General features: G+C 42.0%; 10 protein-coding genes. 7 read left to right on the top strand and 3 right to left on the bottom strand.

Translation table 11 applies throughout. From position 1 onward, the window contains the following. Position 1 precedes the first annotated feature (1 nt). Together BUC10_RS08155 and BUC10_RS08150 are read left to right on the top strand one after the other, a co-directional pair. Positions 2-439 (top strand): hypothetical protein, encoded by a 438-nt coding sequence (locus BUC10_RS08155; protein WP_073178224.1) that lies wholly within the window; start codon positions 2-4, stop codon positions 437-439. A 222-nt stretch (positions 440-661) separates the two neighbouring features. Beyond that, the gene (locus BUC10_RS08150) at positions 662-1,732 is read left to right on the top strand and encodes a hypothetical protein (protein WP_073178222.1); all 1,071 of its coding nucleotides are present in this window, start codon (positions 662-664) and stop codon (positions 1,730-1,732) included. Positions 1,733-1,741: 9 nt separating this feature from the next. Here the strand turns inward: BUC10_RS08150 and BUC10_RS08145 are convergent, their stop codons facing one another. Beyond that, positions 1,742-2,779 (bottom strand): endonuclease/exonuclease/phosphatase family protein, encoded by a 1,038-nt coding sequence (locus BUC10_RS08145; protein ID WP_073178220.1) that lies wholly within the window; start codon positions 2,777-2,779, stop codon positions 1,742-1,744. Between the two features lie 107 nt (positions 2,780-2,886). On the opposite strand from BUC10_RS08145, the gene BUC10_RS08140 reads away from it, so the two are divergent. The 4 genes from BUC10_RS08140 to BUC10_RS08125 all read left to right on the top strand — a co-directional run bounded on the left by BUC10_RS08140 (position 2,887) and on the right by BUC10_RS08125 (position 8,716). After that, positions 2,887-5,625, top strand: a complete 2,739-nt coding sequence (locus BUC10_RS08140) for a peptidase associated/transthyretin-like domain-containing protein (protein ID WP_073178218.1) — start codon at positions 2,887-2,889, stop codon at positions 5,623-5,625. After that, entirely contained in the window at positions 5,625-7,013 is a 1,389-nt protein-coding gene (locus BUC10_RS08135; RefSeq protein ID WP_073178216.1) for a DUF5689 domain-containing protein, read from the top strand. The genes BUC10_RS08140 and BUC10_RS08135 overlap by 1 nt, the downstream gene beginning before the upstream one ends. 103 nt (positions 7,014-7,116) lie before the next feature. Beyond that, the gene (locus tag BUC10_RS08130; RefSeq protein WP_073178213.1) at positions 7,117-8,028 is read left to right on the top strand and encodes a hypothetical protein; all 912 of its coding nucleotides are present in this window, start codon (positions 7,117-7,119) and stop codon (positions 8,026-8,028) included. Between the two features lie 199 nt (positions 8,029-8,227). Further along, entirely contained in the window at positions 8,228-8,716 is a 489-nt protein-coding gene (locus tag BUC10_RS08125; RefSeq protein ID WP_073178211.1) for a hypothetical protein, read from the top strand. Positions 8,717-8,787: 71 nt separating this feature from the next. Here the strand turns inward: BUC10_RS08125 and BUC10_RS08120 are convergent, their stop codons facing one another. Beyond that, entirely contained in the window at positions 8,788-9,318 is a 531-nt protein-coding gene (locus tag BUC10_RS08120) for a lipid-binding SYLF domain-containing protein (RefSeq protein WP_073178209.1), read from the bottom strand. Between the two features lie 85 nt (positions 9,319-9,403). Next, a complete protein-coding gene (locus BUC10_RS08115; protein ID WP_073178207.1) occupies positions 9,404-10,018 on the bottom strand; it encodes a DinB family protein in 615 nt (204 codons plus the stop codon). A 323-nt stretch (positions 10,019-10,341) separates the two neighbouring features. On the opposite strand from BUC10_RS08115, the gene katG reads away from it, so the two are divergent. Continuing rightward, positions 10,342-12,558 (top strand): catalase/peroxidase HPI, encoded by a 2,217-nt coding sequence (gene katG / locus BUC10_RS08110; RefSeq protein ID WP_073178205.1) that lies wholly within the window; start codon positions 10,342-10,344, stop codon positions 12,556-12,558. The last annotated feature ends 20 nt before the right edge of the window (positions 12,559-12,578 follow it).

Genomic DNA, 12,578 nt, shown 5'->3' with positions numbered 1-12,578 from the left:
TATGGAAATCATCAAGAACCTCCACTCCTATTTGGCCTATGTGGTACTGGCCATTCTTATCCTAGCCGTATTCAACGCCATATCCGGTCTTATGTCTAAACGGGAATTTACCATGCATAAAGACCTTAGGGTAAGTTTATTTGCTCTTATTTTGAGTCATATCCAGTTGGTAATAGGCCTATTACTTTTCTTTATTTCGGCTAACGGCCTTAAAGCCATTCAGACCTTGGGAATGGGAGGATTAAATTCGGCAGCGCGCTTATTGGCTGTGGAACACCCTTTTACCAACATTCTGGCAATAGCACTGATCACCATTGGATGGTCCAGGCATAAGAAGAAGGAAGACAGTGGTAAGAAATTCAAGAGTATAGCGATATTCTATGGTTTGGGACTCTTGTTGATCCTGCTCCGTATTCCTTGGGGACAGTGGTTTAGCTAAAACCAGAATAGGGATTCGTGTTTCAAAAAAGTCAAGTTGGAAAATAAGTAGATTTTGTAGGACATTTAATTTTTCTTACTTTCAACATATATTAGTATAACCTCATGTGCCAACGTGCATGGGGTTTTGTTTTGATTATTTTTTTTCATCCTCCACTCATAACAGGCCTCTTACATAGTATCAACCTCAAGGATTAATATTTAACCAAATAAATATAAAACCATGAGAATCTTAACCTATTTGAGCGGTACCCTTGCTGCTACTTTTCTAATTGGATGTTCCGGAGGACCCTCCAAAAAAGACATTGCCCAATCCCCTTTTTATTGGACTCCTCAAGAAATTGACACCACCGATCTCCTGAGCCATGAGTTTTTTAGCGACATCCATAAAAACAATTTGGGTGGATATGTCTTTGCCAATGAGACCATTGAAAGGAAATGGGATGACGAAAGCAATTTTGTTGCCACGTATGATATGTCCAAAATGGAAGAGTTGGCCCTATTTTGTAGGCTTTTTATTGCCAACAACTCAGGCCCGCTTGAGATGTATAAACAATTTGCCGTAAACCCTAGAAGGATAAAAAATGCACATTTACGCTATGATTATTACTTGGACAGCATCCATGGTTCAATGTACTATGACCACAAAACCACAGAAGAAGAATTAGGCTGGGAGTCGGTGAGATACCCCATTTTTGAACAGAAAATATTTGAAGAGAAAGAAAATGAAGATCCACGGATTAGTGTGCAACAGATGCACATTGTTGAAGCGTTGTTAAAGCACCAAAAATACGTTGAATCCAAAAAGGACAACTCTATTTTGTTGGGGTTGAAGTATTCTGTGGCTGATGGAGGGACAAAGGGAAGATGGGAACAGAAGAAAAAAGTTGAACTTGCTGCCGGTCAAGTGCTTTTAACAAATGTGGATGAAGGCTTGGAACTCATCAGTAAAATACCCGAATTTAGTGTGCCTGAACCTTTTGAACCTAACAAAAAACTAGAGGAGGAGGCATTACAATTATTGCAAAATTATGGTCGAAACCATGGATGGAAGGAAAAGTTTAAAAAAGCAATAAAAACCAGTGATTACAATATTAAAAGAAATAGATTCTCTGGTATTATAGAAGGCAGGACGATTATTTTTGCTGTCGTCGCGGAATGGCCTGATGGGTCTTGGACGTATCAGTATTTCAATACCTATCAAGTTCATCAAGGAAACAATGAATTTGGAGGATTATCTTACAACGGTTCTGCTGACCAACATTTAATATGGGGTGGCGCTGTGGATTTTTAGACTAGGAACTTAGTTCATCCTTTTGATCAGAAACAAATACACCGGAAAGTGGTCACTGTACCCTCCGGTGTAGTTTTTACCAGAATAGGTTCTCAAGGGATAGCCCTTATACTTTCCGCTCTGGTTTCTTATAAAGGTTGGGGCGTAAATTCCGGCTTTCCAAAAGGTATATCCGCTTTGGGCCTGTTCAATAAGATTGGAAGTCATGAAAAATTGGTCAAAAAGGTTCCACTTGTCCCTATAGGCTAAACTTCCTATGCCTTTCTTATACATTTTGTCCATAGGATTAAAAATACCAGTGGTGTCGGTCAAGGAAATTCTGTTCTTGGTTTTCAGTACTTTTTTAAGACTGGTATCCCGGGGATCATCATTTAAGTCACCCATACTTATGATTTTGGCTTCTGGATCAATTCGGTTTATGGAATCCATGATACGCTTGTTCAACAATGCCGCTCTAATGCGTTTTGGACTGCTTTTGGAGGTTCCGCCTCTTCTTGAAGGCCAATGGTTTACAATGAAATGAAATTCCTCTCCATCCATCATACCGCCTACCACCAGTTGGTCCCTGGTATAATCCCGTTCACCTAGCTCATCAAAAAGCAGGAGCCTGTGACTTTTAAAAGAAATGGGTATAAAGGCCTCTTTTTTAAAGAGAAGCGCAACGTCAATCCCCCTTGCGTCGGGTGAATCAAAATGAACAATACCGTAATGCTTGTCCAACAAATTGGGATGGGATATAAGGTCCTGAACAACTTTTCGGTTTTCCACTTCGCATAGACCAATGATATCTGGAGATGTTCCCGATTTTCCCGAACCTATTTCGGAAAGTACGTGACTAATGTTTTCAATTTTTTTCGTATACCGTTTGCTGGTCCAATGATAGCTGCCGTCTGGAGTACGTTCATCGTCAAAGATTAAGGTGTCGTTGATGGTATCGAACAGGTTTTCCACATTATAAAAAGCAATAGTCCTTAATTTATAGGTGGATTGTTTTTGGGCATGCGAATGCCCCCATGCTAGAAGTAGTAAGTAGGTTAAAAATCGCATTTGGGTTTTGTTTTCTGATCTAAAATAAGTAAGATTGTTCGTTTTTCTTACAACGAAAAACGAAAATAACCCCAAATTTTATTTTATTAACCTACAATGGTCACAATATGAGAACCGCCATGTTCGCTGTGGTGATTTGTTGCACCACCTATGTTACCGGGCAGCAAAATACCCTAATTTCCGGTACGGTAAAGAATGGATTTACGGGTAAACCTTTTCCCAGCGCCAATTTAAACTTAAATGGGAGCAAAAAGGAATTTGAAATTGATTCCAAGGGACAATTTACCATTTTGGCAGCCGCCAAAGGAAACCAAACACTAGAGATATCAGCACCAGAATTTATTACCAAATACTTTGAGCTTTTTTTGGATGGCAGTACCATTGAACTGGGAGACATCCTGTTGGAAAAGGATATCACTTCTGAAAAAAATGACAATTTAATTACGCTTTCAGATAACGATTTTGGGGATGATGATGACCTAGCTTCAGTTTCAATGGGAATTTTACAGTCTACCAGAGACGTGTTTTTGAATCGCGCTGCTTTTGACTTTGGGCAGGCCTTTTTTAAGGTCAGGGGTTATGATTCTCGACAAGGTCAGGTCCTAATAAATGGAATTTCCATGAACAAGCTTTGGGATGGGCGACCACAATGGAATCACTGGGGCGGATTAAATGACGCTATAAGAAATCAGGAGTTTAGCCATGCTTTGGCCACGAATTCTTATGGCTTTGGAGGAATTCTGGGAACCACAAACATAAATACCAGACCCTCTGGTTTTAGGCCTGGTTTGCGTGTCTCGACTTCTGCATCTAATCGGACTTACAGAGGAAGGATTATGGCAACCTATAGTTCCGGTCAGTCCGGGGATGGGATCTCCTATGCTGTTTCTTCCTCACGGAGATGGGCAAAAACCGGATATGTTGATGGCACTCTTTATGATGCATATTCCTTTTTCGGAGCAATGGAATATAAACTGAATCCCAAAAACAGTTTGCTGGCCACTGCTGTGCTGGCCAAAAATAGAAGGGGTCGTTCTGCTGCGCTTACCCAAGAAATCTATAGTCTGATGGGAAACCGGTACAATCCGTATTGGGGAAATCAAAATGGGGAAATTAGGAATTCTAGGGAGCGGGTAATTTTCGAACCCTTTGTTATGCTCAACCATTTCATGGAATCAAAAAAAATAAGCTGGGTCAGCGGAATAATGTACCAAGATGGCATAACGGCAAAAAGCAGGTTGGCATATTCAAATGCTCCAAATCCGGACCCGACCTACTACAAAAATGTTCCAAGTTACCATTTAAACAGTGCCATCGGCGCTGACTTTACCAATACAAACCTTGCCCTGAAGGGGTTTCGGAATCATCCACAGATTCGTTGGGAACAATTGTATGCGGCCAATACCAATGCTGCCGATGATTCTGCAAAATATATACTACAGGAAGATAAGGTTCAAGAAATTCAGCTTGCTGTGACGAGCAGCATGAGCTGGGAAATCAATTCCAAGACCAAACTTAGTTTGGGAACTAGTTTCAAAAATAGTTCTGCAAACCACTATGCGGAAATCAAAGATTTATTGGGGGCGGGTTTGTACTGGGATAGGGATTCATTTTCAAACACCCAAAACGATTTGCAAGGAAATTCTGCAAAAAAGACCGGAGATAGGATAGGATACGATTTTGAACTGTTAGCCAACATGGTAGAAGGTTTCGGACAGTTGGAAAGCCAAGGAAATAGTTGGAATGGATTTGCCACGGTTTCAGTTTCAAGTTTGAAGCTTCAGCGAAACGGGCTTTTCCAAAATGAGCGCTATTTGGAAAACTCTCTAGGTGCAAGTGAACAGCTTGCCCTATCCGGATTTGGGTTGAAGGCCGGGTTTACCTATCATATAACCGGGAGACATAGTCTGTCATTTCATGGAGGGTCAATGCAACGACCGCCAACTATACAAGACATGTTTACAAACCCTAGGGAAAACAATAATGTGGTACCCGATCTGCAAAAAGTAAACATAACCACTGTTGACGCCAACTATTATCTGAGATTACCAGACGTGACCGGTAGAATTAGTGCCTTTTACACCCGATTTCAGCATACAACCGACATCAACTTCTTTTATTCGGATACGGGTTTGGGTTCAGATTTTGTTCAAGAAGTGGTCACAGGACTGGATAGACTCCATAAAGGCATTGAGCTTGGCGTGGAATATCAAATCTCGAATGATGTGAAGTTGTCCGTAGTCGGGAATCTGGGGGATTACATATTCGCCAGCGACCCAAACGTTCAGTTATATTTTGATACATCGGGGGAGCAGCAGGACTTGATTAATTTAGAAGGTAATGTTGACTTAGGCGTCGCTAAGGTCAAAGGGTTAAAGCTTTCACAAGGGCCACAAACTGCTCTGGCATTGGGTGTGGAATATCGAAGTCCAAAATACTGGTGGATGGGTGCAACGGCCAATTATTTAGATGAAAACTATGCCAGCATATCAACAATTGTTAGAACAAACAGTTTTTTGCTCGACCCGGAAACAAATGCGACACATCCCGAGGCTATCCCAGAAAACACAGTTAGACTTTTGAATCAACAAAAAATGGATGAAGGCTACCTCCTGAATTTGGTTGGTGGAAAATCATGGCTGGTCAAAGGGAAATACATCAGTACTTTTTTAAGCGTCAACAACCTATTTGATTCAGTATTTAGGACTGGGGGGTATGAGCAAAGTCGCAATGCAAATTTCGGGCAAATGCAGCAGGACAATTTGAGTGGAACCCCATCTTTTGGTCCAAAGTACTGGTTCAGTTATGGACGCACCTATTTTTTAAACCTAGCAATAAGTCTGTAATGAAAAATATATATCCAAATATAAAAAGGATACAGTTTTTGGTCAAAATCCTAGGTGTCCAGATATTGATTTTGAGCTATTCTTGCGTTGCAAATCCCGATTTTGAGATACCTCTCCTGGACTGCGGCGAAGGGACAGGAGCCAATTTGGACTTTCAAGGATTGGATTCGTTGTATCAAGGGGAGACTCTGCAAATTCTAGATGACTTTGTCTTAGAGGGATATGTGGTTTCCTCAGATATTGCAAGCAATTTTTTTGGGGTACTGATAATTCAGGATAAACTGGAAAACCCAACTCAAGGCCTTCGGTTTGAAATGGATCAAAGCCAATCCCACCTACAATTCCCGCCCGGCACCAAAATTCTTATAAAATTGAACGGACTCTATTTGGGTAAAACAAAGGATGAATACAAACTTGGCGGCACTTTTTCCTCCTTTGGAAACATTTCCGTTGGGAGACTTCCCTCACTTAAAGTAAAAGACCACCTATTTTCCGCTTGTGCAGAAGAAAAGGCCATGCCTACGTCAACCACGATATCCCAGTTGGGTCAGCTACCCTTAAATACCCTTATCAAGCTAGAAAATATGGAGTTTCTGAATGAAGAGCTTGGGGAGACTTTTGCAGTTAAGCAAGAAGAAACAATACGTATGTTGCAAGATTGTGACGAGAACCAAGTAGAGTTGGTAACCAGCGGATATGCCGATTTTCAAGCCGAACCCCTGCCAGAGGGAAGGGGTTCCATAACCGGGGTTTTAGTGAAAGACGGGGATGATTATCAACTTATGATTCGAAGTTTGGGAGATATTGATTTTACCGAAGAACGGTGCCCAGAAATCATCACAGAGTTTACCTCAAACAAGGTGTTTATTTCAGAATTGGCTGATCCTGACAACAATAGCTCAGCAAGATTTGTTGAACTATATAATGCAGGTGATAGCCCTCTGGATTTGAACCTGTGGACCCTGAGACGTTACACCAATGATAATATGGAAATTGGTTCGGAAGTTGATTTGTCTGGCAACATCATCGAAGCAAATGGCACGCTGGTGGTTTCACCAAATGCCGAAGAATTCGAAATGGTTTACGGTTTTCCGCCAGATTTGGGCATTTCAACAAATAGCCCCGCGGACTCCAATGGAGATGACAATTTGGAGTTGGTAGATCCCTTCGGCAAGGTCATTGATGCTTTTGGAATGGTGGGTGAGGACGGTTCCGGAACCAACCACGAGTTTGAGGATGGCCGGGCGGTCCGGAATCCAGATATTATTGAGGCCAACCCGGTTTATACTTTTATGGAATGGACTGTTTTTAACGATACGGGAGACTCCGGAACCACAAAACAGCCGCAAAATGCTCCTGAAGACTTTTCCCCGAAAGAGCATAAGTAAACCTTAACAGGAATATATGGGTAGGGACTTTTAAAATTGGATGTAACCTTTTGGGAAAATACTGGTATTACAGAGGTAAATCAATCATTAAACCCAGTTAAACATGAACCATAAAACATACCTGCTCGGCTTATGCGCAATCTTTTTTTTACCTCAAACCATAAATTCGCAGATTGCCAATGTTTTCGGAGGCGTTGAAATGTATGATAGCTTGCATGCCGTTGAGGAAAAAATGCAACCCTATTGCCAATCCAGCCATTTGATAAATGTAGAAAAGGTTTCCTTTCCCTTGTCGAAAAAAAAAGAGGAACAATTGATTTATCAAGATTGTAATGTCCACGACTTTTTTTTATTCAAAAGTGTGGTGTTCACTTTTGCAGATAACAAATTGAGCATGATTTCCATTTATGGTGATGGAGTATCAAAATTGGCTGATGTCGAATTTTACAAGGGGTATAAATTTTTTGCTGGAAATGATAAACTTGTAGTAGCTGAGGAAAAGAAGCAAGCTTTTTTTCTTACAGATGAGGGTCTTCATGCCAACTTGTTTTCATGGGATAACCCTTATTTTGGCTCTATTGACGATGTGCCCGATTATACTACTTCAGCGCTGATTCCAGAGGTATTCAAGTTTGGAGAGAATAGGGCGCGGTTAATCCCGGATCTTGATTCTATAACCACTTTTTCAAGCATAATGGATTTCCCCAATGGCGAAAGCCAAATCGATTGTTTTGGTATTGAGTATGCCGGCTTTCCAAGAAAATTTGAAGCCAAATTTGATAAGGAGGAGAAGTTATACAAGCTTTGGATTTTAACAGCTAAACAGGAGGAGCTCAGAATTAAAAATGCTTTGGGAAGGGTCTACGGCCGGCCAATATTTACCAACGATCAATGGGAGGTGTTCAATGATTGGAAAGTTAGTCTTAGAAAGGACAAACCAGAAATTTTGGTAATCTCCGCTGAAGGCGCGAAAAAGCACAGGGAATGGCTGCTGGCCAAAACCACAAAGCAATAATGACATAGACCCCGACCAGGTTACTGTCTTTTTACTATTGGCTATCATAGGAGAAAAAGGGGAGGTAAGGTTGTAAATAATTTAGACATGGGAATACGCTAAAACTTGCGGCCTGATCCAGCTGGGATTTTCACGACAAACATCCAAGATGAACCTTCAAACGTAAATTAGAACAGTAAACTTATAAATTACCTATACCATGAAACATGTTTTTTTGACACTACTTTTTGGTCTTGCTTTGGTGTTTACCTGTGAGGCACAACGAATTTCTAAGCACGCATTGGGTATTAGGGCCGGTGATGATGATGGCTTTGATTCCTTGGGAGCTGAAATCAGCTACCAATTGGGACTTCAGGATAGTAAAAGATTGGAATTTGATTTGGGAATTAGGACAGGAGACGGTTATGATGCCTTTAAGGCCGTTGGTCTTTTCCAATGGGTAATGCCCTTGGACAATTCCTTTCATTGGTATGTAGGTGCAGGTGGAGGCCTTGGCAATGTAAGTGTTGATAATGGAGGTTCCAACACTTTTATTCTGGCCGCAGGGGATATTGGAATCGAATATAATTTTAAGATTCCACTGTTACTTTCCTTGGATCTAAGACCGGAGTTTGGTCTTGGAGATGATGATTTTTATGGCGACGGTTTTGATTTTGACCTGGGACTCGGTATCCGTTACCAGTTCTAAAACCAGAAACATTGGGATATAAAAAGGGAGCGGTTAATACCGCTCCCTTTTCATTTATAGTATATTTTTCGTTAAAAAGGTTTATAACTAAATTTTTGTCCTCCAACTGAGGCATCGGCCATTAGACCCGCTTTGGGAAGAGCAAAAACCGCTACGCCTTCCTTGTACTTGGCGTTAAAGGCTATTCCAGATTTTAGCGCAACGGCTGAGGTCTCTGCCGCAAATTGAAATTTCCCTTGTTTAAATCGGTCCAAATCCACGGGGGTTTCAAAAAAGATAATTTCTATAATGGCCTGTCCTCCCGCTTGAAGACCAACATTAAGCTTTTTAAGCCCGGCCATTCCTACAGCTTCGCCACCCTCATAAAGCACTCCGTTCCCCGAAGCCCCTCCGATGATGAATCCGCCCTTGCCCACATTGGGGAACAATACGTAGCCTGCGGAATTATCGAAAAAACGTTCCAAACCACTATCTGCCTTCAGCAAGGTTTTCTTTGCTTTTTTGGAATCGCTCATTATTTTCCGATCTTTTTTGTCTTGGCCCGTGACCCCAAAGGTTACCAATATCAACCCTAATAATAGGAGGGATTTAAGTGTTCTCATATCTTCATTTCTTGAATGTCTTCAAAGTTAAAAAATAAACCCCTTCCGGTATGGAAAGGGTTTGCCAATAAATGTTAAACGCAAATTAATCCACGTTATCCGGGAACAGTTTATGCGCCATGACTTCTTTCATTTGGCTTACATGACGATCGGTATGGCCGGACATGAATAGAATTAGCTGAACACCATCAATAGTTCCGAACGGAAGATCACTGCTGTACAGGTTCCTCAAATCGTCCTCCGTCGATTCCAAATAGCTGATGTGTTCTTTTCTTTTGTTCATAAAGGCTTCCACGGTTGCCTCGTGGGAACCAAACTTACCGGAAGGCTCAAAGGGTTCCCTGGTTTTTACCCGCTGGCTACGGTCCTTAATAATGCCCAATAGCTGCTCATCGTTGAGTTTTACGGAATCCTTTAGAGCTGGATTGGGTCCAGCTGCCACGGTTTTTTGGATTAAACCGCCAAAGGCGTTTTCAGAAATGGCCAAATGCTCCACACATTGGGCAATGGACCAGACATCTTCCCCTGGCTGAAAATTTAATTGTTCGGCTGTGAGTCCTTTGAGCACCTTGGCCATTTGTTCCTTGGACTCATTAAGATGTTTTACAGCCATCTTACGGTCCTCGTCGGATAACTTGTAGGTATCATTGCCAAAACTAAAAAGCAACAAGGCTACTAAGGGTAAAATCAGTTTTCTCATTTGTGATAGGGTTTAAATTTATTTCGTGTTAATGGGTTCTATTAAGGAAGACGAATGAAAGAATTTAAATTGGACAAGTTTTAAACAGGTTTGGAATATAATGTAGCTGATTGTCCCAAAGTTAATGCATATTTATACCATCTAGGGGGTTAAATATGCCAAAATACCTCCCGTTTTATGCGCCGCACATAAAACCCATCACATTTTCAAAATAGATATCACCTATCATTTAATAGTATATTAATATGAATTGCCTATTGTTGGCCAAGCGGTTTTTTTACCTTTATATGGCTTAAAAAATCACATTAAAACAACATACTATCATGAGCAAGGAATTAGCAAACAACGGCGGAAATGGCATGGACGAAAGCATGTGCCCATTTCTAAACGGTTCATTGAACCAGGCAGCTGGTGGGGGAACATCCAATAAGGATTGGTGGCCCAATCAACTGAATTTGAACATTCTACGCCAGCACTCCAATTTGGCGGATCCTATGGACGAAGGTTTTAACTATGCAGAGGAATTCAAATCACTGGATTTGGAGGCGATTAAAAAGGATCTTACGGACCTAATGACCGATAGTCAGGAATGGTGGCCAGCAGATTATGGACATTATGGACCATTTTTTGTCCGTATGGCGTGGCACGCAGCGGGAACCTATAGAATTGCTGACGGACGTGGTGGCGGTGGAACTGGATCCCAGCGTTTTGCTCCCTTGAACAGCTGGCCGGATAACGCCAACTTGGATAAAGCCAGATTGTTGCTGTGGCCTGTCAAACAGAAATATGGAAAGAAAATCTCTTGGGCAGATTTATTGATTTTGGCTGGAAATGTTGCTCATGAATCCATGGGACTCAAGATGTTTGGTTTTGCGGGCGGACGCGAAGACATCTGGCAACCGGAAGAAGATATTTATTGGGGTGCAGAGGCAGAATGGCTTGGCAATAAGGCCCGATATAATGAAGAAGGCGAATTGGAAAATCCGTTAGGTGCTGTTCATATGGGATTGATTTATGTTAACCCAGAGGGGCCGAATGGAAATCCTGACCCTATTGCCGCTGCGCATGATATTAGGGAAACTTTTGGCAGAATGGCCATGAACGATTATGAAACTGTGGCATTGATCGCCGGTGGACATACCTTCGGGAAAACCCATGGCGCAGCGAGTGATGCCGAATATGTTGAAGCCGAACCAGCAGGAGCTTCCATTGAAATGCAGAGCATGGGATGGAAGAACAATTTTGGAAGTGGAAGTGGAAGCGATACCATCACCAGTGGTTTAGAAGGGGCATGGACCGATACCCCTGCGAAATGGAGCCATAAATTCTTGGAGAACCTTTATGCATATGAATGGGAACTGACCAAGAGTCCTGCAGGAGCCCATCAATGGGCACCAAAAGATGGAGCTGGCGCTGGAACTATTCCGGATGCCCACGACCCCGCTAAGAAACACGCTCCATTCATGTTGACCACGGACCTTTCGCTTCGAATGGACCCTGAATATGATAAGATTTCCAAGCACTTCTTGGAAAACCCTGATGAATTTGCCGAAGCCTACTCCAAAGCATGGTTTAAATTGACACATAGGGATATGGGACCTGTATCCCGCTACCTAGGTGCTGATGCACCCAATGAAGAATTGATTTGGCAAGATCCAGTTCCAGCTGTGGACCATGAGCTGATAAATGATAGTGATATCGCAGCGCTTAAGGCTAAGATTCTTGACTCTGGTCTTTCGATTTCCCAATTGGTGTCAACGGCATGGGCCTCTGCCTCAACATTCCGAGGATCTGATTATAGGGGAGGTGCTAATGGCGCACGCATTAGATTGGCACCACAAAAGGACTGGGAAGTAAACAACCCGTCTCAATTGGCAAAAGTGTTGCAGACCTTGGAGGGAATTCAAAAAGACTTTGGGAAGAAGGTTTCCATTGCGGATTTAATTGTGTTGGCAGGCTGTGCTGGAGTAGAACAGGCAGCCAAAAATGCTGGACATGAGGTTACCGTGCCTTTTACCCCAGGTAGAACAGATGCCACGGATGAGCAAACAGATGCTGAATCTTTTGCTGTATTGGAACCTTATGCTGATGGATTCCGAAACTACCTGAAAGGAAAATATTCGGTTAAATCTGAAGAACTTTTGGTAGATAAAGCACAATTGCTGACTCTGACGGTCCCTGAAATGACTGTTTTGATTGGAGGAATGCGTGTTTTGGACACTAACGCAGATAAGTCCCATAATGGAGTTTTCACTGCCAGCACCGAAACACTTTCCAATGACTTCTTTGTGAACCTATTGGATTTAAACACTAAATGGGAATCAACCTCAGAGGATGATGAAGTGTTCGAAGGACGCGATCGTAAGACAGGTGCCCTTAAATGGACCGGAACAAGAGTTGATCTTATTTTTGGATCTAATACTGAACTTCGAGCTATTGCCGAAGTATATGGAAGCAGCGATTCCCAAGGTAAATTTGTGAATGACTTTGTTGCTGCATGGAACAAGGTAATGAACCTAGATCGATTTGATTTGGCCTAATAATGGCCTCGAAATAGAAA

The sequence above is a fragment of the Flagellimonas flava genome, from assembly GCF_900129665.1.
Taxonomy (GTDB): Bacteria; Bacteroidota; Bacteroidia; order Flavobacteriales; family Flavobacteriaceae; genus Flagellimonas; species Flagellimonas flava.
This window is presented reverse-complemented; position numbering and strand designations above follow the sequence as displayed.

Coding starts and splice junctions, on each gene's coding strand:
- BUC10_RS08155 (WP_073178224.1), top strand. CDS start 2: ATGGAAATCATCAAGAACCTCCACTCCTATTTGGCCTATGTGGTACTG.
- BUC10_RS08150 (WP_073178222.1), top strand. CDS start 662: ATGAGAATCTTAACCTATTTGAGCGGTACCCTTGCTGCTACTTTTCTA.
- BUC10_RS08145 (WP_073178220.1), bottom strand. CDS start 2,779: ATGCGATTTTTAACCTACTTACTACTTCTAGCATGGGGGCATTCGCAT.
- BUC10_RS08140 (WP_073178218.1), top strand. CDS start 2,887: ATGAGAACCGCCATGTTCGCTGTGGTGATTTGTTGCACCACCTATGTT.
- BUC10_RS08135 (WP_073178216.1), top strand. CDS start 5,625: ATGAAAAATATATATCCAAATATAAAAAGGATACAGTTTTTGGTCAAA.
- BUC10_RS08130 (WP_073178213.1), top strand. CDS start 7,117: ATGAACCATAAAACATACCTGCTCGGCTTATGCGCAATCTTTTTTTTA.
- BUC10_RS08125 (WP_073178211.1), top strand. CDS start 8,228: ATGAAACATGTTTTTTTGACACTACTTTTTGGTCTTGCTTTGGTGTTT.
- BUC10_RS08120 (WP_073178209.1), bottom strand. CDS start 9,318: ATGAGAACACTTAAATCCCTCCTATTATTAGGGTTGATATTGGTAACC.
- BUC10_RS08115 (WP_073178207.1), bottom strand. CDS start 10,018: ATGAGAAAACTGATTTTACCCTTAGTAGCCTTGTTGCTTTTTAGTTTT.
- katG (WP_073178205.1), top strand. CDS start 10,342: ATGAGCAAGGAATTAGCAAACAACGGCGGAAATGGCATGGACGAAAGC.